The 24,652-nt window shown below is 70.8% G+C and carries 21 protein-coding genes, 1 rRNA gene and 1 pseudogene; 12 read left to right on the top strand and 11 right to left on the bottom strand.

Annotated features, from left to right (window positions below; genetic code table 11):
• Positions 1-19: 19 nt before the first annotated feature.
• Positions 20-1,534, bottom strand: a 16S ribosomal RNA gene (locus O7613_RS24155).
• A 637-nt stretch (positions 1,535-2,171) separates the two neighbouring features.
• Complete coding sequence (locus tag O7613_RS24160; RefSeq protein ID WP_281586129.1) at positions 2,172-2,429, bottom strand: hypothetical protein; 258 nt, start codon at positions 2,427-2,429, stop codon at positions 2,172-2,174.
• Positions 2,430-2,534: 105 nt separating this feature from the next.
• Between O7613_RS24160 and O7613_RS24165 the strand changes: the two genes are divergently transcribed.
• The 3 genes from O7613_RS24165 to argS all read left to right on the top strand — a co-directional run bounded on the left by O7613_RS24165 (position 2,535) and on the right by argS (position 6,316).
• On the top strand, positions 2,535-2,978 hold the full coding sequence (locus O7613_RS24165) for a PRC-barrel domain-containing protein (RefSeq protein ID WP_282290139.1): 444 nt from the start codon (positions 2,535-2,537) through the stop codon (positions 2,976-2,978).
• Between the two features lie 281 nt (positions 2,979-3,259).
• Entirely contained in the window at positions 3,260-4,318 is a 1,059-nt protein-coding gene (trpS, locus tag O7613_RS24170; RefSeq protein ID WP_281586125.1) for a tryptophan--tRNA ligase, read from the top strand.
• A 279-nt stretch (positions 4,319-4,597) separates the two neighbouring features.
• Positions 4,598-6,316: an arginine--tRNA ligase gene (argS, locus tag O7613_RS24175; RefSeq protein ID WP_282290141.1), complete on the top strand. Its 1,719-nt coding sequence runs from the start codon at positions 4,598-4,600 to the stop codon at positions 6,314-6,316.
• Between the two features lie 19 nt (positions 6,317-6,335).
• Here the strand turns inward: argS and O7613_RS24180 are convergent, their stop codons facing one another.
• A complete protein-coding gene (locus O7613_RS24180; protein ID WP_281586121.1) occupies positions 6,336-6,701 on the bottom strand; it encodes a VOC family protein in 366 nt (121 codons plus the stop codon).
• Between the two features lie 116 nt (positions 6,702-6,817).
• On the opposite strand from O7613_RS24180, the gene O7613_RS24185 reads away from it, so the two are divergent.
• The gene (locus tag O7613_RS24185) at positions 6,818-7,339 is read left to right on the top strand and encodes an alpha/beta hydrolase (RefSeq protein WP_281586120.1); all 522 of its coding nucleotides are present in this window, start codon (positions 6,818-6,820) and stop codon (positions 7,337-7,339) included.
• Here O7613_RS24185 and O7613_RS24190 read toward each other — a convergent pair.
• Positions 7,326-7,607, bottom strand: a complete 282-nt coding sequence (locus O7613_RS24190; protein WP_281586118.1) for a hypothetical protein — start codon at positions 7,605-7,607, stop codon at positions 7,326-7,328. The genes O7613_RS24185 and O7613_RS24190 overlap by 14 nt on opposite strands.
• A gap of 285 nt (positions 7,608-7,892) precedes the next feature.
• On the opposite strand from O7613_RS24190, the gene O7613_RS24195 reads away from it, so the two are divergent.
• The 4 genes from O7613_RS24195 to O7613_RS24210 are packed head-to-tail and all read left to right on the top strand — an operon-like array spanning position 7,893 to position 11,021.
• On the top strand, positions 7,893-8,312 hold the full coding sequence (locus O7613_RS24195; RefSeq protein ID WP_281586116.1) for a TOBE domain-containing protein: 420 nt from the start codon (positions 7,893-7,895) through the stop codon (positions 8,310-8,312).
• Positions 8,309-9,109 carry a molybdate ABC transporter substrate-binding protein gene (gene modA, locus O7613_RS24200; protein WP_282290145.1) on the top strand — a complete coding sequence of 267 codons (801 nt, stop codon included), beginning with the start codon at positions 8,309-8,311 and terminating at the stop codon, positions 9,107-9,109. The genes O7613_RS24195 and modA overlap by 4 nt, the downstream gene beginning before the upstream one ends.
• Positions 9,110-9,114: 5 nt before the next feature.
• Complete coding sequence (locus O7613_RS24205) at positions 9,115-9,966, top strand: ABC transporter permease (RefSeq protein ID WP_282290147.1); 852 nt, start codon at positions 9,115-9,117, stop codon at positions 9,964-9,966.
• Complete coding sequence (locus tag O7613_RS24210; protein ID WP_282290149.1) at positions 9,963-11,021, top strand: ABC transporter ATP-binding protein; 1,059 nt, start codon at positions 9,963-9,965, stop codon at positions 11,019-11,021. Before O7613_RS24205 ends, O7613_RS24210 begins: the two co-directional genes overlap by 4 nt.
• A gap of 174 nt (positions 11,022-11,195) precedes the next feature.
• On the opposite strand, the gene O7613_RS24215 is transcribed toward O7613_RS24210, so the two are convergent.
• Entirely contained in the window at positions 11,196-12,728 is a 1,533-nt protein-coding gene (locus tag O7613_RS24215; protein ID WP_281586110.1) for a non-reducing end alpha-L-arabinofuranosidase family hydrolase, read from the bottom strand.
• Positions 12,729-13,143: 415 nt separating this feature from the next.
• Between O7613_RS24215 and O7613_RS24220 the strand changes: the two genes are divergently transcribed.
• On the top strand, positions 13,144-13,689 hold the full coding sequence (locus O7613_RS24220; RefSeq protein WP_282290153.1) for a hypothetical protein: 546 nt from the start codon (positions 13,144-13,146) through the stop codon (positions 13,687-13,689).
• A gap of 63 nt (positions 13,690-13,752) precedes the next feature.
• Here the strand turns inward: O7613_RS24220 and O7613_RS24225 are convergent, their stop codons facing one another.
• From O7613_RS24225 to O7613_RS24235, 3 genes are read right to left on the bottom strand one after another with little or no spacing between them, the layout of a single operon-like run.
• The gene (locus O7613_RS24225) at positions 13,753-14,952 is read right to left on the bottom strand and encodes an ABC transporter permease (RefSeq protein ID WP_281586106.1); all 1,200 of its coding nucleotides are present in this window, start codon (positions 14,950-14,952) and stop codon (positions 13,753-13,755) included.
• Positions 14,949-15,596 carry an ABC transporter ATP-binding protein gene (locus O7613_RS24230; protein WP_282294606.1) on the bottom strand — a complete coding sequence of 216 codons (648 nt, stop codon included), beginning with the start codon at positions 15,594-15,596 and terminating at the stop codon, positions 14,949-14,951. The genes O7613_RS24225 and O7613_RS24230 overlap by 4 nt, the downstream gene beginning before the upstream one ends.
• 29 nt (positions 15,597-15,625) lie before the next feature.
• Complete coding sequence (locus O7613_RS24235) at positions 15,626-16,825, bottom strand: efflux RND transporter periplasmic adaptor subunit (RefSeq protein WP_282290155.1); 1,200 nt, start codon at positions 16,823-16,825, stop codon at positions 15,626-15,628.
• Positions 16,826-16,924: 99 nt separating this feature from the next.
• On the opposite strand from O7613_RS24235, the gene O7613_RS24240 reads away from it, so the two are divergent.
• Together O7613_RS24240 and O7613_RS24245 are read left to right on the top strand one after the other, a co-directional pair.
• Positions 16,925-17,614, top strand: a complete 690-nt coding sequence (locus O7613_RS24240; RefSeq protein WP_281586103.1) for a response regulator transcription factor — start codon at positions 16,925-16,927, stop codon at positions 17,612-17,614.
• Entirely contained in the window at positions 17,611-19,398 is a 1,788-nt protein-coding gene (locus O7613_RS24245) for a HAMP domain-containing sensor histidine kinase (RefSeq protein ID WP_282290156.1), read from the top strand. Before O7613_RS24240 ends, O7613_RS24245 begins: the two co-directional genes overlap by 4 nt.
• Before the next feature lie 203 nt (positions 19,399-19,601).
• On the opposite strand, the gene O7613_RS24250 is transcribed toward O7613_RS24245, so the two are convergent.
• A complete protein-coding gene (locus O7613_RS24250; RefSeq protein ID WP_282290157.1) occupies positions 19,602-20,813 on the bottom strand; it encodes a hypothetical protein in 1,212 nt (403 codons plus the stop codon).
• A 126-nt stretch (positions 20,814-20,939) separates the two neighbouring features.
• Between O7613_RS24250 and O7613_RS24255 the strand changes: the two genes are divergently transcribed.
• On the top strand, positions 20,940-22,385 hold the full coding sequence (locus O7613_RS24255; protein WP_282290158.1) for an FAD-dependent monooxygenase: 1,446 nt from the start codon (positions 20,940-20,942) through the stop codon (positions 22,383-22,385).
• Between the two features lie 52 nt (positions 22,386-22,437).
• Here the strand turns inward: O7613_RS24255 and O7613_RS24260 are convergent.
• Both O7613_RS24260 and O7613_RS24265 read right to left on the bottom strand, forming a co-directional pair.
• Positions 22,438-23,952, bottom strand: a pseudogene (locus O7613_RS24260) (cellulose-binding protein); the annotation flags it as partial.
• A gap of 385 nt (positions 23,953-24,337) precedes the next feature.
• Positions 24,338-24,490 (bottom strand): hypothetical protein, encoded by a 153-nt coding sequence (locus O7613_RS24265; RefSeq protein ID WP_282290159.1) that lies wholly within the window; start codon positions 24,488-24,490, stop codon positions 24,338-24,340.
• Positions 24,491-24,652 lie beyond the last annotated feature (162 nt).

Consider the following 24,652-nt stretch of genomic DNA (forward strand, 5'->3'; position numbering starts at 1 on the left):
GCTGGATGGTGCTCCTTAGAAAGGAGGTGATCCAGCCGCACCTTCCGGTACGGCTACCTTGTTACGACTTCGTCCCAATCGCCAGCCCCACCTTCGACGGCTCCCTCCACAAGGGTTGGGCCACCGGCTTCGGGTGTTGCCGACTTTCGTGACGTGACGGGCGGTGTGTACAAGGCCCGGGAACGTATTCACCGCAGCGTTGCTGATCTGCGATTACTAGCGACTCCGACTTCACGGGGTCGAGTTGCAGACCCCGATCCGAACTGAGACCGGCTTTTTGGGATTCGCTCCACCTCACGGTATCGCAGCCCATTGTACCGGCCATTGTAGCATGCGTGAAGCCCTGGACATAAGGGGCATGATGACTTGACGTCATCCCCACCTTCCTCCGAGTTGACCCCGGCAGTCTTCGATGAGTCCCCGCCATAACGCGCTGGCAACATCGAACGAGGGTTGCGCTCGTTGCGGGACTTAACCCAACATCTCACGACACGAGCTGACGACAGCCATGCACCACCTGTGACCGCCCCCGAAGGACCTTACATCTCTGCAAGTTTTGCGGCCATGTCAAACCCAGGTAAGGTTCTTCGCGTTGCATCGAATTAATCCGCATGCTCCGCCGCTTGTGCGGGCCCCCGTCAATTCCTTTGAGTTTTAGCCTTGCGGCCGTACTCCCCAGGCGGGGCGCTTAATGCGTTAGCTGCGGCACAGGGAACCGGAGAGGCCCCCCACACCTAGCGCCCAACGTTTACAGCGTGGACTACCAGGGTATCTAATCCTGTTCGCTCCCCACGCTTTCGCTCCTCAGCGTCAGTATCGGCCCAGAGACCCGCCTTCGCCACCGGTGTTCCTCCTGATATCTGCGCATTTCACCGCTACACCAGGAATTCCAGTCTCCCCTACCGAACTCTAGCCTGCCCGTATCGACCGCAGGCCTGGGGTTGAGCCCCAGGTTTTCACGGTCGACGCGACAAGCCGCCTACGAGCTCTTTACGCCCAATAAATCCGGACAACGCTCGCGCCCTACGTCTTACCGCGGCTGCTGGCACGTAGTTGGCCGGCGCTTCTTCTGCAGGTACCGTCACTTCCGCTTCGTCCCTGCTGAAAGAGGTTTACAACCCGAAGGCCGTCATCCCTCACGCGGCGTCGCTGCATCAGGCTTCCGCCCATTGTGCAATATTCCCCACTGCTGCCTCCCGTAGGAGTCTGGGCCGTGTCTCAGTCCCAGTGTGGCCGGTCGCCCTCTCAGGCCGGCTACCCGTCGTCGCCTTGGTAGGCCATCACCCCACCAACAAGCTGATAGGCCGCGAGCCCATCCCAGGCCGAAAAACTTTCCACCACACACCATGCGACATGTGGTCATATCCGGTATTAGCCCCGGTTTCCCGGGGTTATCCCAAAGCCTAGGGCAGGTTGCTCACGTGTTACTCACCCGTTCGCCGCTCGAGTACCCCGAAGGGCCTTTCCGCTCGACTTGCATGTGTTAAGCACGCCGCCAGCGTTCGTCCTGAGCCAGGATCAAACTCTCCAACAAAAACCTTCGTTGGACACAATGTCCTGACAACAAAATGTTGCCAAAGGAATCCCAACCAGACAGACCACAAAGGCCCGACCAGTCCGGGGTATAAAACAATTGGCACTGGCTTATCAAGCACCCTGTTGAGTTCTCAAAGAACAACCACACACCACTCGAAAACCCTCCAACCGGAGGACCCACGACCGGGGCATTTCGTCCACCGCACCCGCCGCTCTCGCGCCGGGCACTTTTACTACGTTACCTCACCGTCTCTGCCGTGTCAAACCGTGTGTGCCGGTCTGTCATGCTTCGTACGGGTTGGCGCCGACGAACTCACGCAGCGGTGAACCACTGCGCTTGGCCGTCGGATTTGGCAGGCCGGCCGCTGCGGTCTCCCGCAAGCTCGCCCGGTGCCCTGCCGGTCGTCAACCTTACCCGGTCGGTTCCGCTCCGCCAAATCCGCCCTGCGGCGTTCCGGCGGGCCTCGCCCGGACCGTGTCCTGACGGGGTGTGAACCCCCTCGGACGCGGTGCCCGCCTCGGTTCGGCACTCACGGGCTTTCGTCCCGTTTGCCCCGTTCCGCGCTGGCAGAGAGAAAGTTACGCGTCGGCGGGTTTGATCGTCAAATCGAGAGGTGGCGGCCCACGTCACACCATCAGCTGGACCGCGAGGCGCGGCGGACGGCCAGCCAGCCGCGCACACCGAGCACGCCCGCCGTCGTACCGATGGCAAGTGAGGCGACGATCAGCAACGCGTGCACCCAGAGGAAGCTGGTCGGGCCACCCTCGCCCACGACACCGGCCGACCATGCTCGCGGGTCGTTCCAGATGGCGGCGGCGAACCTCGGCCAGATCACCCAGGTCCACACGCCGACGCCGACCAGGAACAGCGACCAGCCACGCGACAGGACCATGGTCGGCCAGTATGCCAGCGGCACGGTGGGGGCCGCCCGGGTTTCCCGCCCCCGTCCGCCGGGCACTGTGAACGGCCCATCGGACGACATCCTGGAGGCGTCACCATGCAGCCGTTCAATCCGTGGGCCTGGCGGGACCCGGCCGCGCTCGCCGGCGGTTACGACCAGACCGGCCCGGACGAGGTGCCGCGGCAGCGCCCCTCGGACGCCGACGACCGGGTGGACGCGCCCGGCCCAGGCACCCCGGTCGACCTGGTCGGCTACCGGGTGGAGGCGACCGACGGCCGGATCGGCTCGATCGACGAGGCCAGCGAGGAGGCCGACGCCCGGTACCTGGTGGTCGACACCGGTCCCTGGATCTTCGGGAAGAAGGTGCTGTTGCCCGCCGGAACGGTGGCCCGGGTCGACCACCTGGACCGCGTCGTGCACGTGGACCGGATCCGCGACCAGGTGAAGGAGTCGCAGGCGTTCGACCCGGACGACTTCACGCGCGCCGACTACCGGGAGCGGGTCGGCGGCTACTACTCCGAAAGCTATCGGCAGGGCTGAGCCGGAGGGGCAGCCGGACGGCCACCCGGGCGGCTACCGTGTCAGGCATGGTCCGGTCGAGCACTTGCACCCCGGAGACCCCTGCCGGTCTCCCGGGTCGTGCTGACGACGGCCGGGAACAGATTCTGGACGTCCTTCGAGCCGGCGGGCTGCGGTTCCGCGCCGGCGGGCGATGGCGGCGCTCGTTCTGACGAGCCCGTTCCACCGATCCGGGTCGGCACCCGGGTCGTTCGCGCGTGTCCGCGCGTCCCGTCATCGACCGGCACGAAAGGCGTACCTCCATGTCCTCAGCACGCATGCTCACCGGCGACCGCCCGACCGGGCGACTGCACCTCGGCCACTACGTGGGCAGCATCGCCAACCGGGTGCGGCTGCACCAGCGCTACGAGAGCTTCTTCATCATCGCCGACCTGCACATGCTCACCACCAGGAACACCCGCGCCGACATCGAGCAGGTCGCCGGCAACGCCCGCGAGATGGTCACCGACGTCCTGGCCGCGGGCGTCGAGCCGGAACGCGCCACGTTCTATCTCCAGTCGGCGATCCCCGAGGTCGGTGACCTGAACACGCTGTTGCAGAACCTGGTCACGGTGCCCCGCCTGGAACGGGTGCCGTCGCTGAAGGAGATGACCCGGGACGCCGGCAAGGACGAGATGCCGTACGGCCTGCTCGGATATCCCGTCCTCCAGGCGGCCGACATCCTCTGCGTGAAGGGGCAGGTCGTGCCGGTGGGGAAGGACAACGCGGCGCACGTCGAGGTGACCCGGGAGATCGCCCGCCGGTTCAACCACCTCTACGGCGACGTCTTCCCGGTGCCCGACCTGATCATGTCGGAGACGCCGACGCTCGCCGGCACGGACGGCGCCGGGAAGATGAGCAAGAGCAGGGGCAACGCGATCGCGCTCTCCGACGACGCGGCGACCGTGCGGCGCAAGGTGATGGGGATGTACACCGACCCGAACCGGGTCCGCGCCGACGTGCCGGGGACGGTCGAGGGAAACCCGGTCTTCGCCTACCACGACGTGTTCAACCCGGACCGGGCGCAGGTCGAGGAGTTCAAGACGCGCTACCGGGCCGGGCGGGTAGGCGACGTCGAGGTCAAGGAGGCGCTCGCCACGGCGCTCAACCGCTTCCTCGAACCGGTCCGCGAGCGCCGGGCCCGGTTCGAGGCGCAGCCCGGCCTGGTTGACGAGCTGATCGTCGCCGGCACCGAACGGACCCGGGCGCAGGTGCACGCCACGCTCGTCGAGGTCCGCCGGGCGATGGGCCTGACCAGCGCGTACACCCAGGTGCGGCGGCGGGCCGAGCGTTATCGCAAGGCCGCCGCCACACCGGCCTGACGATCGGGGTACGCCGACGGCCGGTCCGGGTACGCGCTTGCGCCGAACCCGGGCCGGCCGGTTACGCTGCCGGCATGAGCAGTTCGCAGGCGTACCCGACGGCGTCCCCCGACGTCCGGCTCGGCGCGCTGCGACGCCGGCGGTCCCGCGACCGCCTGCGCTGAGCTTTCCTCTCCTGCGACCGGCGGATCGAGCCGCCGGTCGTCGTCGATCGTCCTCGCTCCGCCGCCCTTCCCATCCGGTGATCCGCGCGGCGGATCGAGCGAGATCGGCGTACCCATGGATCTTGAGAAGTTGCTTGCCGACCGGCTGGCGCCGGCGTTCGCGGCGGTGGCCGGCGGACCGGTGGACCCGGTCGTGCGGCGCTCGCAGCACGCGGACTTCCAGTCCGACGCGGCGCTCGGGCTGGCCCGGCGGCTCGGCCGGCCGCCGCGGGCGATCGCCGCGGAGGTACGGGACCGCGCGGAGCTGGCCGACCTCTGCGCGTCCGTCGAGGTGTCCGGGCCCGGTTTCCTGAACCTGACCGTCGCCGACGGGGCGCTCGGCGGCCTGGTCTCCGCGCTTGCCGCCGATCCGCGGCTCGGGGTGCCGGTCGCCGCCGGGCCGGAGACCGTGGTGGTCGACTACTCGGCGCCGAACGTGGCGAAGGAGATGCACGTCGGCCACCTGCGGTCGACGGTGATCGGGGACGCGGCGGCGCGGTTGCTGGAGTGGCTGGGGCACCGGGTGGTGCGCGCCAACCACCTCGGCGACTGGGGCACGCCGTTCGGGATGCTCATCGAGCACCTGGCCGACCTGGGTGAGGCGGAGGCGGCGCAGGAGCTGTCGATGGGCGACCTGGACGCGTTCTACACGGCGGCGCGGGCGAAGTTCGACGACGACCCCGGGTTCCGGGAGCGGTCCCGGCTGCGGGTGGTGGCGTTGCAGGGCGGCGACCCGGCGACGCTGCGGCGGTGGCGGCTGCTGGTGGCGCAGTCCGAGAGCTACTTCCTGACCGTGTACGACCTCCTCGACGTGACCCTCTCCCGGCCTGACTTCCGGGGCGAGAGCAGCTACCACGACCTGCTCGCGCCGACGGTGGATGAGCTGGACCGGCTCGGGTTGCTGCGGCACAGCGAGGGCGCGGACTGCGTCTTCCCGCCCGGTTCGGTGGGGCGGGACGGCGAGCCGCTGCCGCTGATCGTGCGCAAGTCCGACGGCGGGTACGGCTATCCGGCGACCGACCTGGCCGCGCTGCGGCACCGGACCCGCACGCTCGGCGCGACCCGCCTGCTCTACGTGGTCGGGTCGCCGCAGCGGCGGCACTTCGAGATGGTCTTCGCCACCGGCGCGCAGGCCGGCTGGTTGAACCCACCGGCCCGGGCCGAGCACGTCGGGTTCGGGTCGATCCTCGGGCCGGACGGGCGGATGCTGCGCAGCCGGGCCGGCGGGGCGGTGAAACTGGTCGGGTTGCTCACCGAGGCGGTGGAGCGGGCCACCGCGCTGGCCCGCGAGCGCAACCCGGAGCTGGGTGAGGCGGAGGCGGCCGAGGTGGGGCGCGCGGTCGGGATCGGCGCGATCAAGTACGCCGACCTGTCGAGCGATCGGCACCGGGACTACGTGCTGGACTGGGAGCGGATGTTGTCGCTCGACGGCAACACCGCGCCGTACCTCCAGTACGCGTACTCCCGGATCCGGTCGATCTTCCGGCGGGCCGGCGCGGCGGCGCGGCCGGGCGCGGACATCTCGCTCGCCGAGCCGGCCGAGCGGGCGCTCGCGTTCGAGCTGGTCGGCTTCGCGCCGGTGGTCGAGGAGGTGGCCGGCAGCCTGGAGTTCCATCACCTGGCCGGCTATCTGCACCGGGTCGCGGTCGCGTTCAACGCGTTCTACGAGCGGTGCCCGGTGCTGCGGGCCGAGGGGCCGGTGCGGGACAGCCGGCTGGCGTTGTGCGACGTGACCGCACGGGTGCTCCGGCAGGGCCTCGATCTGCTCGGCATCCGGACGCCGGAGCGGTTGTGAGCCCGCCGGTCGTGCCCGGTCAGCGGGGCAGCCAGGACTGCACCTCGATCAGGTTGCCCTCGGGGTCACGCAGGTAGGCGGAGCGGACGCCCCAGCCGGGACGGTCGGCGGGCTCGGCGACGAGCGTCCCGGCGGGCAGCGCGGACACCGTTGCGTCCACGTCGGACACCGGGACCACGACGAGCACGCCGCCGTCGCCCCGGCCGACCGGGAGCACGGCTTCGGCGGCCCGCCGGCCCAGCAGCGCGAGCACGGTCTGTCCGGCGGCGTCGAAGCCGGCGTACTCGAACTCCTCGACCACCTTCTCCGGCTCGCCGAGCAGCGCGGTGTAGAAGGCGAGGGTGGCCGGGAAGTCGTCGGTGACCACGCGGGGATGCACGCTCATGACCGGACCCTAGCGGGCCGGGCTCGGCCCGGTGGTCCCGCTGCGCGTGCAACGGGACCCCGTCGATCCGGTCGAGCGGCTAGCGTGGGGTCCGGCCGGGCGGGAGGGAGACGACCATGGCGAATCGGCGGGCGGTGCTCGCCCCGGGACGCGGCTACGACACCCGGGGTCCGCTCTTCGTCTACGTCGGGGAGGCGCTGCGCCGGCTCGGCTTCGACGTGCACGAGGTGAGCTGGCAGCGGCTGGACGAGCTACGCCTGGACGCGGCGCCCGGCTGGGTGGCCGAGCAACTGACGCCGGTCCTCGACGCCGGCGTCGATCTGCTGGTCGGCAAGTCGCTCGGCAGCTTCGCCGCTCCGCTCGCCGCCGACCGGGGCATCCCGGCGGTCTGGCTGACCCCGCTGCTGCACGAGGCGGCCGTACGCGACCCGCTGGGCCGCGCCACCGCGCCGTTCCTGCTGGCCGGCGGCACCGCCGACCGGTCCTGGAACGGCGAGGTGGCGCGCCGGCTCAGCCCGTACGTGGTGGAGGTGGCCGACGCCGACCATTCGATGATGGTGCCCGGCCCGCTGGCCCGCTCCGCCGACGCGCTCGGCCGGGTCTGCACCGGGGTGGAGGAGTTCGTCAGCGCTCGATGATGGTGTTGTTCTCGTCGATGCCGTGGGTCCGCCAGTAGACGTCCCACTCGTCGTCGACGTGCTGCGGGACCTTCCCCTCCGGGTAACGGACGTACGGCGGGGTCGGCTCCTGGCCGTCCGGGAAGCAGGCGCTGCCGCCCTGGCCGCCGACCGCGATCGCCGGATACTCGCCGTCGGCGCAGATGGCCTCCTCGTAGGAGCAGCCGGTGGTGAGCATCAGCCCGCTGAGGCCGACCGCGGCCAGGGCGATCATGATTCGGGTTCGCATGGGGAGAATTCTGGTCGCCCCGGCCGCACCTGCCATCCGTACGGGTACTCAGTCGCCGAGGGCGCGGAGGCGGTCGGCCCGGCGTCCGGCGGGTCGAACACCCGCGCGTCCTCCAGGTGCAGGTGCTGTCCTCAGACCAAGTCGAAGCCGGCCTCCTCGGCGCGTACGATCTGGCGGATCAGGTCGTCCGGGCGCATCTGCGGAACATAGATCCTGCCCTTCTTCGCAGAAGCGATGCCATGTCGCCCCTTTGACCAGCAGGTGCGCCCGGGTAGGGTGCGCGGTGTGACGGTGTTTCGGATCGGGGAGGCCGCGGAGTTGCTCGGCGTGAGCGCGGACACCGTGCGCCGCTGGGTCGACGCGGGCCGGCTGGCCGCCGCACGCGACGAGCAGGGCCACCGGGTGATCGACGGGGTCGAGCTGGCCGGGTTCGTCCGCGAGCAGGCGGGTGAGGCGAACGGCCGGTCGGAGGAGTCCTCGGCGCGCAACCGCCTGCGGGGGATCGTGACCGCGGTCGCCAAGGACACCGTGATGGCCCAGGTGGACATCCAGGCCGGGCCGTTCCGGATCGTCTCGCTGATGAGCCGGGAGGCGGTCGAGGAGTTGGGCCTGCGGGTCGGGTCGGTCGCGGTCGCGGTGATCAAGTCGACCACCGTGGTGGTGGAGCGGTCCGCCCCGGCCCACCGGGCACGGGTCGGCGCATGACTGCGACCCGGGTCCGGGGCGGCGTACGTCTCGTCCGCGCCGCGCTCGCCGGCGTGACGGCACTGGCGGGGCTGGCCGGCTGCGCGGGCGGCGGCACCGACGCGCCCGGCGGTTCGGCTTCCGGTTCCGGGCCGACCGGGACGGTGACCGTGTTCGCGGCGGCGTCGCTCACCGAGTCGTTCACCCGGATCGGCAGGGACTTCGAAGCCGCCAACCCGGGTGTGACGGTGACGTTCAACTTCGCCGGCAGTTCCGCGCTGGCCAACCAGATCAACCAGGGCGCTCCCGCCGACGTGTTCGCCTCCGCCTCGCCGACGAACATGCAGTCGGTCACCGGCGACGGGCCGCCGACCACGTTCGTGAGGAACCAACTGGTCATCGCGGTGCCCACGGGCAACCCGAAAGGCATCAGGGCGTTGGCCGACCTCACCGGGCCGGGGCTGAAGGTGGCGCTCTGCGCCGAGCAGGTGCCCTGCGGCGCGGCGGCCACCAAGGCCCTGACCGCCGCGCGGGTGAAGCTCACCCCGGTCACGCTGGAGCAGGACGTCAAGGGCGCGCTGTCGAAGGTGAAGCTCGGCGAGGTCGACGCGGCCCTGGTCTACCGCACCGACATCAGGGCGGCGACGGCCGACGTGGACGGGGTGGAGTTCCCCGAATCCGCCGGCGCGATCAACGACTACCCGATCGTCGTGCTGAAGAACGCCCCCAACAAGCCCGCCGCGCGGGCCTTCGTCGCCTACGTGCGGTCCGACCGGGGCATGGCCGTCCTGACCGCCGCCGGTTTCCAGGCCCCGTAGCGGCGATGACCTCGACCGGCGGAAACGGCACGGCGGTACGGCCCGAACCGGCCGGGTCGTCGCGCCGCGGTCGGGGGCAGCGGGTGCCGGTGGGTCTGCTGGTGCCGGCTGTGGTGGGCCTGCTGTTCCTGGTGCTGCCCCTGGCCGGGCTGGTGGTCCGCGCCCCGTGGGCCAGCCTGCCGCAGCGGCTCACCGAACCCGGTGCGCTGACCGCGCTGCGGCTGTCGTTGCAGACCGCCACCGCCGCCACCGTCGTGTGCCTGCTGCTGGGCATTCCGCTGGCGTGGCTGCTGGCCCGCACCCGTTTCCCGGGCCGCCGGCTGGTCCGCGCGCTGGTCACGGTGCCGCTGGTGCTGCCACCGGTGGTGGGCGGGGTGGCGCTGCTGCTGGTGTTCGGGCGCCGCGGCCTGGTCGGCGAGTGGCTGGACGCCACGTTCGGGTTCACGTTGCCGTTCACCACCACCGGGGTGGTCGTCGCCGAGGCGTTCGTCGCCATGCCGTTCCTGGTCATCGCCGTGGAGGGCGCGCTACGCGGGGCCGACGCCCGCTACGAGGAGGCCGCCGCCACCCTCGGCGCCGGGCGCTGGACCACCTTCACCCACGTCACACTGCCCCTGGTCGGGCCGGGCGTGGCCGCCGGAGCGGTGCTGTGCTGGGCGCGCGCGTTGGGTGAGTTCGGGGCCACGATCACCTTTGCCGGCAACTATCCCGGCATCACGCAGACCATGCCGCTGGCCGTCTACCAGACCATCGAGGGCGGGGATCTGGACGGCGCGGTCGTGCTCAGCCTGGTCCTGCTGGCCGTGTCGGTGGCCATCCTCGCCGGCCTGCGCGACAAGTGGATCACCAGCGCATGAGCCCGGTCGTGGACGCGCACCTGGTCGTCGACCGGGGCACCTTCCGCCTGGACCTGCCGCTGCGGATTGAGGCCGGCGAGGTGGTCGCGCTGCTCGGCCCCAACGGGGCCGGCAAGACCACCGCCCTGCGCGCCCTCGCCGGTCTGCAACCACTGGACGCGGGCCACCTCGCGCTCGCCGGCCGACCCGTGGACCGGCCCGACAAGCGCCTCTGGACACCCCCCGAGCACCGCCCGATCGGCGTGGTCTTCCAGGACTATCTCCTCTTCCCGCACCTGAGCGCGCGGGACAACGTCGCCTTCGGGCCGCGTCGCCACGGCGCCGACCGGCGTGCCGCCCGTCGTCTCGCCGACGACTGGCTGGACCGGGTCGGTCTGGGCGACCAGTCGCGCCGCAAGCCGAGACAGCTCTCCGGCGGGCAGGCCCAGCGGGTCGCGCTCGCCCGGGCCCTCGCCGTCGACCCGGTGCTGCTGCTGCTCGACGAACCGCTCGCCGCGCTCGACGCCCGCACCCGGCTCGACACCCGCGCCGCACTCCACCGGCATCTCGGCGACCATCCCGGCGCCACGCTGCTTGTCACCCACGATCCGCTCGACGCGCTGGTCCTGGCCGACCGGCTCGTCATCGTCGAGGACGGCCGGGTGGTGCAGGACGGCGACGCCGCCACCATCACCGCGCAGCCGCGGACCGACTACGTCGCCCGCCTGGTCGGACTCAACCTCTATCGCGGCACCGCCGACGGGCACACCGTCCGCGTCGACGACCGGCTCGCCCTCGCCGTCGCCGACGCTCTGCACGGGGACGCGTTCGTCGCGTTCCCGCCTTCGGCCGTCGCGCTGCATCCGCGCCGGCCGGACGGCAGCCCGCGCAACACCTGGCCGGCCGTCATCGCCGGCCTGCAACGCCATGGCGACAACCTGCGTGTGCAGCTCGACGGCCCGATCGCGGTCGCCGCCGACGTCACCCCGGCCGCCGCCAGCCACCTCGATCTGGTGCCCGGCCGCTCCGTGTGGGCCGCCGTCAAGGCGACCGAGACCCGCGCCTACCCCGCCTGACCCGACCTCCGGCCGCCCCCGGTGAGCCGCCCTCACGGCGAACGAGACCCGCGCCTCTCGCGCCTGGCCCGGCCTCCAGCCGGGCCGCCGAGACGGCCGGAACCGCGCCCCTCGCCTGAAGGGCCGGCCCCCCTTTCGGGAGACCGGCCCTCGGTTGCCAGGTGTTCGACTTGATCAGCGCTGGAGGGTGAGCAGGCCGGGGCGGTAGGGCAGGAGGCCGTAGTCGCCGCCGGAGTTGGGGGAGCGGCCCTGGTAGAGGAGTTGGAGGTTGCAGGGGTCGACGGTGAAGGTCTGGTCGGCGGTGGTGCGGATGAGTTCGCCGTGGCTGATGTCGTTGGTCCAGGTGGCGCCGCTGTTGGCCTTGCCGGCGAAGGGGTTGCTCTCGCTGGTGGCGTTGGGGGTCCAGGAGCCGCCCAGGCTGGTGGCGGTGAAGGAGCGGAAGTAGCGGCCCTGGGAGCCGATGGCTTCGACGATCATGAGGTAGCGGGTCTGTCCTTGGAGTTTGTAGACCTGGACGGCTTCGAACAGGTTGTTCGTGCTGTCGCTCATGATGGTGGTGTAGTTGGAGCCGAAGTTGCCGGGGAAGTTCCCGATCGGCATGCTGGCGCGGTAGATCTTGCCGTTGTCGCCGGCGAAGAACAGGTACATGTTCTGGCTGTCACCGATGATCGTCTGGTCGATCGGGCCGGTGCCGGAGCCGGAGATGCTGCCGGTGAACAGGGGCTGTGCCGAGGACCAGCCGTTGGGGTTGGTCGGGTCGGACGAGGTCTTGTAGGAGAACGCCGTGCCGCCCCACTGGTAGGTCAGGACCCAGATGTTGCGGGGGGCGAAGTAGAACAGGGTGGGTGCGACGGTGCCCTGGTTCATGCCGTTCTGGCTGGCCGAGGCCATGTCGGACCAGTTGGTGAACGGGCTGAAGTTCATCGAGCCCCACGACGAACCGAAGTCGTGCGTGGTGGCGTAGACCAGGTGCTTACCGTTGTAGGGCGCGACGGTGAAGTCCTTCAACGACGCCCAGCCCGACTTGGGCTGCGCGAGCGCGCCGGTCGAGGACCAGCGGTAGCTCGACGGCAGGTTGCACGTGCCACCCGGCGGGGGCGTGGTCGGCGGCGTGGTGGGGTTGCCCCCGCCGTCGACGCGGACGAGCTGCCACTGCTGGTTGCTGCCGTTCCAGTCGTCGTACTGGACGATGCTGCCGCCGTCGGCGGTCGAGGCGCCCTGCACCTCGACCACCTTGTTGCTGTTCCGGTTGATCAGCCGGACGTAGCCGCTGTCGGAGTCGGCCAGTCGGAACTGCTGGTTGGTCCCGTTGCCGTCGGACCACTGCACGATGTTGGCGCCGTTGGCGGTGGAGAAGTTGTAGACGTCGAGCACCTTGCCGGACAGCCGGGACCGCAGCCGGTAGTAGCCGCCGCCCGAGTCGACGAACTGCCACTGCTGCTGGTTGCCGTTGTTGCGCGCCCACTGCACGATCCGCGCGCCGTCGTTCGTGGCCAGGTTGTAGACGTCCAGGGCCTTGCCGCTGTTGCGGTTGACGAGCACATACCAGGCGCTGGTGTCGACCGAGGCCGCGGCGGCGGGGGTCGACATCACCGCCGTGGCGCCGACGCCTGCCAACACGGCCGTCACGCCGGCCGCGACGACCCGCGGCATCCATCTGCGCCGCCGCGGCGGCGCATCCGACGGGGTTCTAGCAAAGGCGAACATGATCCTCCTCGATGGCCTGACCCGGACGGACCCGTCCGAGTGTTAGCGCTAACAAGATCTCGTGCACGTTGGGTACGCGTGCGATCTCGACAAGGCAGACCTGCCCGGAAAGCCCCAGCCTCGTCCTTGACCATCGAATGTGGGCGATAACATGGCGTTCGTCAAGTCGTAACTTCCCCGAATCATCGATCGACACCTGCCGAAGGCCCCGATTCCACGGGCATCACCCCTGCCCGCCGGTGCCGGACCGCCGGCGCATCGACGCCATGATGGCGTTAACATCGACTCCCGCGCATGCTCCGGCCGACGGGCGTTACGTGTGCGATGCGCGACAAACAGCTTCCTGACAACTTGCGGCGACCCTGGGCATCGGTAGCCCCGCACCACTCCGCGGGCCCGACAGGAAGGCGTCAGGATGAGGAAGTACGCGATGGCCGCGCTCGTGGTGGCGGTCACGATCGGCGGCGCCGGGTGCTCGACCCCCGACGACGACCGGGCGGACACCGGCGAGGCCGAGGTGGCCACGCTCCGCACCGAGACACCCGCCGCCGCGACCTCGGCACCGAAGGTGGAACGGCCCCGCGCCCGCCTCGACGACACCCCCGAGGACACCAAGGCCCTCTACGAGCCGTACGAGAAGTGCATGTCCGAGCACGGCTTCGACACCAAGAGGAGCCGGGTCGAAGGTCTCACCACGGGCCGGGCCGGCGCGGCGAACAAGGCCTGCGAGAACTTCATGCCGCTGCCGCCGTGGGAGTTCGACCCGGCCAATCCGGAGGCGAAGGACTTCGCCCGCGACGTCGTCGCGTGCCTCAAGAAGAAGGGCGTCCGGTACGTCGAGGTGAACGCCGACGGTCCGGGCTGGGCGTTCGGCGGCAAGCAGAACGACGCGCGGTCGATCTCGAAGGGGATGGAGCTCTCGCCGGAGTGCGAGCGGGAGGTCACCGCCAAGCGGAAGTAACCCCCTCGGCACCGGAGGCGCCACCCGCACCGGGTGGCGCCTCCGGTCGTACCCCGGCATGCCTCAGGTCGAGGCGAGCGCCTCGGTCGGCGTGAGACGGGACGCCCGGATCGACGGGTAGACACCGGCGAGCACACCGACCACGACCGCGCCACCGAGCCCCGCGAGCGTCGCCGGCACCGAGACCACGACCGGCCAGCCCTGCCAGGTCGCGTAACCGGCGGTCACGGCCACACCGATCAGGGTCCCGGCGGCACCACCGAGCGCGGCGAGCGCGGCCGACTCGGTGAGGAACTGGGCGCGGATCTGGCCGCGGTGCGCGCCCAGCGCGCGACGCAGGCCGATCTCGGTGCGCCGCTCCAGCACCGAGACCACCATCGTGTTCGCCACGCCGATGCCGCCGACCAGCAGCGCGATCGCGGCCAGGCCGAGGAACAGGGTGGAGAAGTTGCTCTCGGTGGCCCGCTTCGCCGCGAGGGCGTCCGACGGGCGGGTGACCACCACCTGCCCGGGTTCGACGGGTGAGATGGTGGCCGGCAGGACCTCCCGGACGGCCTCGACCGCCGACTCCCGGCACCGCAGGTAGATGACCGTGGGACGCCCGTCGAAGCGGAGGTGGCTACGGGCCGCCTCCCAGCCGACCAGCACCGAGCGGTCCAGGTCCGGCGAGAGCGGCATCCGGGCGAGGATGCCGACGACGGTGAACCACCTGTCGCCGATGAACACGGACGGGCCGGGACCGCCGGTGGTGGGCAGATCCGCGAAACCCAGGCGGGTGGCGGCCACGGAGCCGAGCACCACGGTCGGGAACCGCTCCGTGACCGCGTCCAGCCACCGCCCGGCGCGCACCTTCCCGTCGACCGCCCGCAGCAGGTCCGGGCGGGCGGCGAGCACGGTCAGGCCGGAGCCGTCCGTGGCGTCGACGCGGTCGTTGCGGCGTACCAGCGCATGGGTGTTCGCGACCGCGCTCGCGGCCGTGACCGGCCCGATGCGCTTGACCATCGTCACGGACTCCGCGGGAAACTCCGGCGGTGAGTCCCGGTTGGGCTGCGCCATGGCCTGGAGGTGGTCGGTGCCCAGGGCGGAGAGTTCGCGCAGCAGCGCCGCCTGGCCGGAGGCCGGTACGCCGGTGACGAGGACCGTGGTGGCGATGCCGATCGCGATGCCCAACGCCGAGAACGCGGCCCTCGCCTTGCGGGTACGGATGCCGAGCAGTCCCACGTCGAGCAGGTCGACCGGGGAGAGCCGGACCCGGCGCGTCACCGGACCACCGACAGGTCGCGCACCAGCCGGCCGTCGCGCAACTCGACCCGGCGCAGGAGCCCGGCGGCGATCTCGTTGTCGTGGGTGATGATGGCGATGGTGGTGCCCTCCTCGTTGAGTCGGCGCAGCAGGCGGAGCACGGCGAGCCCGTTGCCGGTGTCCAGGGCGCCCGTGGGTTCGTCGGCAAGCACCAGCGCGGGGCCGTTGACGAGGGCCCGCGCGATGGCGACGCGCTGACGCTCCCCACCGGAGAGTTGGGCCGGACGGTGGGCGACGCGGTGGGCGAGGCCGACCCGGTCGAGCGCCTCCAGCGCCAACGCGCGGCGGCGGCGGCGCGGCACACCCGCGTAGAGCAGGCCGGTGGCCACGTTCTCGGCGGCGGTGAGGCCGTCGGCGAGGTGGAACTGTTGGAAAACGAAACCGAGCCAGCGCCCCCGCAGGGCGGAGAGCCGGCGGTCGGAGAGCGCGGCCACGTCCTGCCCGGCGATCGAGATCGTGCCGGAGGTGGGCCGGTCCAGGGTGCCCATGAGGTTGAGCAGGGTCGACTTGCCCGAGCCGGACGGCCCGACGATGGCGACCAGCTCGCCCTCGGCGATGTCGAGGGACACGTCCCGCAACGCCTCGACCCCACCCGGGTAACGCATGCTGACGCCGCGCGCCGAGAGCACCGGACTCACGAGGTGGTCACCACCATCGTGCCCGCGTCGAGGCCGTCCCCGTCGACCTCGACGAGTCCCTGTGCGAAGAGACCGGTCTCGACCGCGACCAGGCCGCCGCCGGAGATCTGTACCCCGTAGCCGCCCTCGCTGAGCGCGAGCAACGCGCCGACCGGGACGACGAGGACGTCCTTGTGGGTCTCGGCGGCGAAGTCGACCCGCACGTCGGCGAGGCTGATCCGGGCGGTGGCGGCGGAGTTCTTCACGGCAATCGTCACGGTGACAGTGGGCGGGGCGCCGCCGGCGCCGGCCTCGCCCTCCGCCGCCTGCACCGCCTGACCGACGGCGGTCACCCGGCCGTTGATCGTGCTCTCGTCGGGCAGGTGCACGGTGACCGCGTCGCCCTGCTCGATGGAGCCCGCGTCGCTGATGCCGGCCTGCACGGTGACCACCTTCGAGGTCTGGGTGACCGACATCAACGTGGCGTCCGCGCCGTCCCCGGGCTGGGCGGCGACGGAGTCGACCCGGACCGCGCCGACGAGCACCACCACGTCCCCCGGCTCGATCGCGCCGGTCGCCGGCACCCCGAGGTCGTTCTGCCAGCGTTTGACGGCGTCCCGCAGCGCGGTGGTCAGCACGCCGTCGCCCCTGGCCACCGTGCGCGCCGGGGTGGGCGTGGACGGCGTACGGGTCAGTCGGGTGCCGGGCTTCGGCTGGTCGCCGACGTCGTAGCCGAGGGCGCGCAGGTTGTCGACGACGATCCGCACGTCCCGGCCGACCGTGTCGAGGTCGTGCAGCGGGCGGAACAGCGGCATCCCGCCGTAGAACAGCGGCACGGGCCGGTCGTCGACCCGGTAGAGCTGCTGGCCCCGCCGCACCGACGCGCCCTGCGCGGGCAGCCAGGTCACCGTGCCGCTCCCGCTGCCCTTGAGCAACCGGGCGGCGCCGAAGCCGAGCGTGCCCGGCAGCGACTGCGACGTCGAGATGTCCTGCTTCACCACCGCGACGCTCCGTACGCCTGTCGGTTCGTCGGCGGTCGGCGCCGGGCCGGCGTTTCGGCCGGACCAGGCGACGACGGCCGCGGTGGTCACCGCGGCGAGGACGACCGCGGGAATCATCACCCTGAGATATCGGCGGCGCGGCGCCGGTGGCGCCTCGACGCGGGGGATGACCTGGGTTTCGGTGTCCGACTGCGGCACCGTTCGGGTCAGTGGCATGGCGCCGATGGTGGCGCGGGAATATCAGGAACCTGTCAGACCGGAGCATGGTCTTTTTCACCGGATTGACAGCGTTGTGCCTGACCTATAGTCCCCACCATGTGCGCACGGGTGATGCTCGCCGAGGACGACGAGCGGCAGGCCGAGGCGCTGCGCCGCTACCTCGCCGCGGAGGGACACGAGGCGACGATCGTGCACGACGGCGAGGCGGCGCTGCGGCAGGCTCGGCAGCAGGCGTTCGACCTGCTGCTGCTCGACGTGATGCTGCCGAAGCTGGACGGCATGGAGGTCTGCCGGATCCTCCGGCAGGAGTCGGACGTGCTGATGCTGATGCTGACCGCGCGGTCCGGTGAGGACGATCTCCTGCGCGGGCTGGACCTCGGCGCCGACGACTACATGACCAAGCCGTTCAGCCCCCGGGAACTGGTGGCCCGGGTCCGGACGCTGCTGCGCCGGGTGCCCACGACCACTCAGCAGGCGCCGGTGCACCGGGTCGGGCGCCTCGCCGTGGACGAGGCCCGGCACACCGTGACCGCCGGCGGTGTCCCGGTCGACTGCACCGCCGGCGAGTTCGCGATCCTCGCGGCGATGACGCGTCAGCCCGGCCGGGTGTTCACCCGCGGCCAACTGCTGGCACACACCCGGGGCATCGACCGGGAGTCGACCGGACGCACCATCGACGTGCACGTGATGAACCTGCGCCGGAAGATCGAGGCGAACCCCCGCCGCCCCCGGCAGCTGCTGACCGTGTACGGCGTCGGCTACAAGCTGACCGCCGGTACGCCGTGAGACGCCAGCGGGTGCCACCGCACCGCAGCCTGGTGGTGCGGCTGCTGGCCACCTCCCTGCTGGTGGCGGTCTGCGCGATCCTCGCGACGACGTGGCTGGCCGTGCAGTCGACGACGCAGGCCATCCAGCAGGCGCAGGGCCGTTCCCTCGCCGACGACAAGGACATCTACGACACCCTGGTGGGCTACGCCGCTTCCCACCGGGACTGGTCGGGGGTGACCGCCGTGCTCGCCGAGCGGGCCGACACGCTCGAACGCCGGATCACGCTGATGACCCCGGAGCGGCAGGTGATCGCCGACTCCGCGCCGGACGGCCCGTCGCTGCGGGCGGCGCGCCCCTCGGCGACCGTCGACCCGTTGCAGGTGGACCTGGGCCTGACCGGTGGGAGCGCGCGGATCGACCCGCGCGTGCTCGGGCCGTACGTGCTGACCAAGCGGGAGAGCGCCTTCACCCGGACACTCGCCGGACAGTGGCACGACTGCATCCGCCGCGACTCCAAGCTGGGCGTGAAGGTCGTGGTGGGCCCGACCGGTCGGGCGTCGGTCCAGGTGACCGGAACGGATCCGCGCGACATCGTCAGCTCCTGCGAGCCGGCCGAGCTGACCCGACCGTTGCGGAGCGAGGCCGAGCCGATCGAGCAGCTCGAGGCCGCGACAAGGTCCTGCATGCGCAAGGCGGGAGCGCCGGAACGGGTCGCGATCCAACTCGACCGTACGGCGATCCCGAGCGGCGACGCCGAGTTCGACAAGCAGGTCGACGCCTGCCTCCAGAAGGCACAGCTCGCCCAGTTGCGGCCGTACGTGGCGCCGCCGGCCCTGCTCTTCGTGACCGACGAGGCCCAGGGCACCACCGAGCCCGTGTTCAACCTGTCCCGGGCGAACGTGATCCGCATCGTCGAGGTGACAGGCGCGGTGCTGGCCGCCACCGTGCTCGTCACCGTGCTGGTCGGGCGGCGGCTGGTGCGACCGCTGCGGGCGCTCACCGACGCCACCCGGCTGCCGGCGGACGAGCAGGCCCGGGTGCCGGTGACCACCCGCGACGAGATCGGCCTGCTGGCCACCGCCCTCAACGACCTCGCCGCCCGGCGGGAACAGACCGAGGCGTTGCGCAAGAGCATGGTCAGCGACGTGGCGCACGAGTTGCGGACGCCGCTGAGCAACATCCGCAGTTGGCTGGAGGCCGCCCAGGACGGGCTCGCCCAGCCCGACGCGCAACTGCTCAACCTGCTGCTCGACGAGGCGTTGCTGCTCCAGCACATCATCGACGACCTGCGGGACCTGGCCGCCGCCGACGCCGGTGACCTGCGCATCCACCGTGAACCGCACTTCGTGGCCGACCTGCTGGAGCAGGTCGTCGAGGCGCATCGGGGCGCCGCCGAGGCCGGCGGCGTGCGGCTGGCCACCGAGGTGGTCGCCGACCCGGAGACGGCGGTCGACGGCGCCCGGCTGCGGCAGCTCGTCGGAAACGTGGTCGCCAACGCGATCCGGCACACCCCCGCCGGCGGATCGGTCACGGTCCGCTGCGTGGTGGTGGACGACCAGCTCACCATCGCCGTCTCCGACACCGGCACCGGCATCGCGCCCGCCGACACGGCGAAGGTCTTCGACCGTTTCTGGCGGGCCGACGACTCGCGGACGCGTAGCACCGGCGGGAGCGGTCTCGGCCTGTCGATCGCCCGCAAGCTGGCCGAGGCACATGACGGCACGATCTCGGTGGCGAGCGTCCTCGGTCAGGGCAGCACCTTCACCATCCGGCTACCGATCATCGCACCCGTACCGCAGTGAACCGCCGCGCTCCAGAAACAGAGGACGCCGCCCCGGCCCGAGGTGATCCGCCGGCCGCGTCAACACGTCGGCGGCCGGCGAATCACGCTCATCGGCGCAGCGTCCGGTCGGGTGTCTCCCCGTACGCACGGTGATACCGCCGGGTGAAGCGCGACAGGTCGGCGAAGCCCCAGCGGTTGGCGATGGCCCTGATCTCCCGATCGTCACCGGCCGTGGCCCTGCGCAGGTCGTCCCGGGCCCGGTCGAGACGGACCCGTCCCAGATAGGCCATGGGGGTGGTGTCGAGGTACCGACGGAAGGCGAGCCGCAGCGCGCTTACGGTCACCCCCTGCGGCGTGGGCGATGCCGGCGACGCTCAGGTCGGCATCGGGGTTGGCCTCGATGAGGGTGATCGCCCGACGGAGGGTCTTCCGGTGCGCGTCATGTCGGTCCTCGATGCTCGGTTCCGGTCGCCCGTCGCTCGGGAAGGCGGCGAGCGCAGTCGCGGCCAGCAGCCGGGCGGCGGCGCCGAGCACGAGCGGCTCGGTCGCGGCGGGTGGCTGGTCGAGCAGGTCCCGCACGTAGCGGGTGGTGGCGCGCCACTGCTCGGCGCATCCGGGCAACGGCTCCCACGATCGAGGTAGCCACCGGCCGTTCGAGCGCTCACCAGCGGTGCCCGCGACCTCCCGGAGCAGAGTTTCCGGCAGGCCGATTACGTCGACGTCCGGGCTGAACAGCCGCCCCCGCCAGGCCATCTGCGGATGACTGCCGATGAAGATGTCACCGGCGTGGTAACTCGCGTCACGTCGGCCGCACGTGTAGTCGACCCGGCCGGAAATGACGGTATTGAGGAAAAGCTCATCACGGCCTTCGACGAGGAAATCGAGATCCGCCGAAATCCGCGCCGTGGTCGAGCTGACCGCACCAAACTCTGCGCGATTGAGGCTCACCCATATGCCACCGCTCCCTGCCTCATCGAACTGCAGGTGCGCGCCGTACATCCGCCCGATGAAATCCCGCGCCTCGTCCGGCTTTGACGAGACGAAACGAATTCGTCGGTGAGGTCCGGCTGGCTCAGACACGGCTGCCTCCGTATGCCCGCTCTCGTCGATACCGCGCCCATCTGTAGCGTTCACGTGTGGCTGGTCGGCCCCGCCGATCAACTGTTCTCGCCGAGAAGCAAGAACCACGTCCACGAGCCAGCCTAGGCCCCCGCGTCGAAAATGAACGTTCTGAAACGCCGGTCGGGTAGCATTTCCAATTTCGTCGGTAAATCCGTACGAGACCACGACGGCTCGGCTGCTGCGCCGCGAACCGGCCGGCGCGGCACCGTCCACGCGGAATCTCGACCGGAAGAGGCCGTGCGCATCGAACCGGGCCGGAAATTGCTGGACGGGATGTTCGCCGGCTTGTAGCTTGTGGCTGACCGTGACCACCTGAGGAGGTGAGACCCATGAACGTCGTATCGAAGTGGGTGCTCCCCCATGTCGTCACGGTCGGGCGACTGAAGTAGGTGTCGCCGGGAGCGCCTCGCCCAGCGGGCTCTCCCGAAAGGCAACACCATGCACCCTCTGAAGTCCCCCGCGTTCGACGTGGTCATCGCCGGATGCGGACCGACCGGCGCGATGCTGGCCGCCGAACTCCGGCTGCACGATGTGCGGGTCCTCGTCCTGGAGACGGAAACCGAGCCGGTGTCGTTCGCCCGCATCGTCGGCCTGCACGTGCGCAGCATCGAACTGATGGCGATGCGTGGGCTGCTGGCCCGTATCCGCCCGCACGCGAGACAGCGTCCGGCCGGTGGCTTCTTCGCCGCCATCGACAAACCAGCGCCCCGCGGCCTGGACTCCGCGCACGCCTACCTGCTGGGCATCCCGCAGCCGGTCATCGTCCGCCTGCTCGAAGAACACGCGATCGACCTGGGCGCGCGGGTCCGACGCGGTGGTGCGGTGACCGGTTTCGAGCAGGACGACGACGGCGTGACCGTCGAGTTGGCCGGCGGGGAGCGACTGCGTACGCGCTATCTCGTCGGCTGCGACGGCAGCCGCAGCACGGTGCGCAAACGGCTCGGCGTCGGCTTCCCCGGCGAGCCCGCGCGGACCGAGACGCTGATGGGCGAGATGCGGGTGGGCGTACCGCCCGAGGAGATCGCCGCCAGGATGGCGGACCTGGGCCGGACCCATCGGTCGTTCTGGCTCAGGCCGGTGGGCGACGGGGTCTACAGCGTCGTGGTCCCGGCCGCGGGCGTCAGTGATCGCGCTCAGCCGCCCGTGCTGGAGGACTTCAGCACGCAACTGCGCGCCATCGTCGGGACCGATTTCGGCGTGCACTCCCCGCGCTGGCTGTCCCGCTTCGGCGATGCCAGCCGGCTGGCCGAACGGTATCGGGTCGGGCGGGTGCTGCTGGCCGGCGACGCGGCACACATCCACCCACCCATCGGTGGCCAGGGCCTCAACCTGGGCGTGCAGGACGCGGTGAACCTCGGCTGGAAGCTTGCCGCACAGGTCCGCGGCTGGGCGCCGGCGACGCTGCTGGACACCTACCATGCCGAGCGCCATCCGGTCGCCGCCGCCGTGCTGGACACCATCCGCGCCCAGACGGAGCTGTCGTCCATCGAACCCGGCCCGCAGGCCCTACGCCGACTGCTCACCGAACTGATGGACATCGACGAGGTGAACCGCCTGCTGATCGAGAAGATCGTCGGTATCACCGTCCGATACGACGTCGGCGAAGGCCCCGACCTGCTGGGTCGCCGGCTGCGGGACATCGACGTGCAACCGGGCCGCCTCTACGACCTGATGCACCGTGGTCGTGGCCTGCTGCTGGACCGCACCGAACGCCTCACCGTCGGCGGCTGGTCGGACCGGGTCGACCTCCTCCCGGATCCCACCGCGGCGCTTGACGTTCCGGCCGTCCTGCTCCGCCCCGACGGCCACGTCGCGTGGATCGGCGACGATCAGCAGGAGTTGGACGCGCACCTCACCCGCTGGTTCGGCGAAGCCGCGGCCTGACGCCACGGGACGCCGGCGTCACCACTGCGGTGACGCCGGCGTCGCCCGGCGGTTACGGCGTGACCACCCGGCCGCCGAAGGTGACGACGAGGCGTCCGTCGGAGGCGAAGGACCAACCCAGGGCACCGGAGTACGCGGAGCAACGGGATCCGTTGGTGCCGGACCAGAACTGGTTCGAGCTGTCGGAGTTGCCGACGATCCGGTCGTTCGAGCCGCTGTTGCAGGACGTGTTGTTCCGGAACACCGAGGAGCCGCCGTCGAAGTTGAAGTTCCGCTCGGCGTTGCTGACGCTGGCGTTGTTCGACACCGTCATCGAGCCGACGTTGCGGTTGTACGTGAACCCGTGCTGTCCGTTGTGGTAGGCGATGTTGCCCCGGACGACGTGGTTCACCCCGATGTCCTCGCCGCCGAGCTTGAACCCGTTGCGGTCGCCGTTGCCGGCCTGACCGCCGTTGCTCAGGGTGCCGTTGTCGTAGGCGAGGGAGGACTCGATGGTCACCGCACCGATGGCGCCGGTGTCGCTCTTGGTGTAGAGGTCGTAGCCGTCGTCGATGTTGTTGTGGGACACGGTGTAGCGGAAGACGTTGCCGGAGCCGACGGTGAGCTTCGGGGCGAAGCCGTCGGCGTCCTCACCGTCGGAGTCGACGTTGTCGTGCGACTCGGTGCTGACGATGAGGTTGTTGGCGGGCCACTGGTCGCGTGGGGCGTTGGCGACCAGTCGGGAGAGTTGGAGCCCCGAGTCCCGGTTGTGGCGCGTGACCACACGCTCGATGATGTTGTTGTTACCGGCGAGCAGGATGCCGTTGTCCCCGGCCCGCTCGACGACGATGCCGCGGATGTGCCAGTACGATCCGCCCACCTGGAGGCCGCGGTTCGCCGGGTCCTCGCTCTGGGCCGAGAAGTTCAGGATCGGGGTCTCGCCCGGGTAGGCGAAGATGTTCTTACGCGCGCTCGACGTGCCGTTGTTGCCCTGGCCGATGGTGATGGTCTGCGAGTAGCGGTAGGTGCCGCCGCGCAGGTAGATGGTGCCGCCGGCGGCGATCCGGGTGATCGCGGAGGCGAGCGTCGTCGGGTTCGCCTGCGTGCCGGCCGCGCCGTCGGTGCCGGTCGGCGCCACGTACAGCGAGTTGCCCGACGGCGGGGGCGTGGTCGGCGGGGTGGTCGGTCCGGTGGTCGGCGGCGGGGTGGTCGGCGGCGGGGTCGCGCCCGAGGCGTACGTCTCGAACTCGGCGACCCGCGGCGTGCCGGTCGAGCTGGTGATCTCAAAGTTGATCTTGCGGAGTGCGGTCGCGGTGAAGGTGATGACGCCCGCGCCGGTGCCGCTGGTCAGGGTGGCGCCGGTGTCGTTGTTCACGACCCGCCAGGACCCGATGGCCCCGACGGCGCCGGCCGCCTCCCGGATGTTGATCGAGGAAACCGTGGTGGCGGAACCCCACTTCACCGAGATGCGGCCGGTCGCGCCGGACGGCGACCACCAACTGTTCATGTCGCCGTCGATCGCGTTGCCGTAACTGGTGCCGCCGGCCTTGCTGGAACCGTCGGCGCCGGCACCGAGGCTGAGGTTTGTTGCATTTGCAGAGATCAATGCATTACTCGATTTGCCGAACGCTCCGGATGCCTGGGACATCGGCAGCGCCGCGGCAATGACGGCCAGGGCGGCCACGGTGGTGCCGCCGGCTAGAAGCTTGCGTCGCACTACAGATCGCACGGTTTCTCCTCACAGGAGTAGGCACGGTGCGGGACTGTCTCCACAGCCCGCCACCGCGTGTGGTTTCGCGTGCGCGCACTCGGCCGACCAAGGACCGAAACATCGATGAAACACAGGCTAAGAAAGCGCTTACCGGCGAAGCAAGACCTGGGACGTGCAGGTTTGTTGCAACGAGGTGCGCCCCGCTTCTCGGGGCATCGACGCCAACCGGTCCCGGCACCGAGCGCCGACGGCTGGCCCGAGGTCACCGCCGCAGGGTCTCGTCGGGTGGCTTCCCGTACTCGTCGTGGTACTGCCAGCTCAACTCCTCCCGGGGCACGTCGACGCGGATCCGGCGCAGGTAGGCGCTCGGGGTGGTGTCGAGGTGACGGCGGAACGCGAGCTGGAGAGCCCGCACGCTGACCTCGGCGGCCCGGGCGACGTCGACGACGCCGAGATCGACGTGCGGGGAACGCGAGGTCCGCCGCGCAGCGCACCACGCTCAGGCTGATCCCGTCGCTCTCCACCCGGTCGATGCTGATCAGCGGGGTCCCCTGTGCCGGCGGGTCCATCACCAGGT

Source organism: Micromonospora sp. WMMD975 (assembly GCF_029581215.1).
Taxonomy (GTDB): domain Bacteria; phylum Actinomycetota; class Actinomycetes; order Mycobacteriales; family Micromonosporaceae; genus Micromonospora.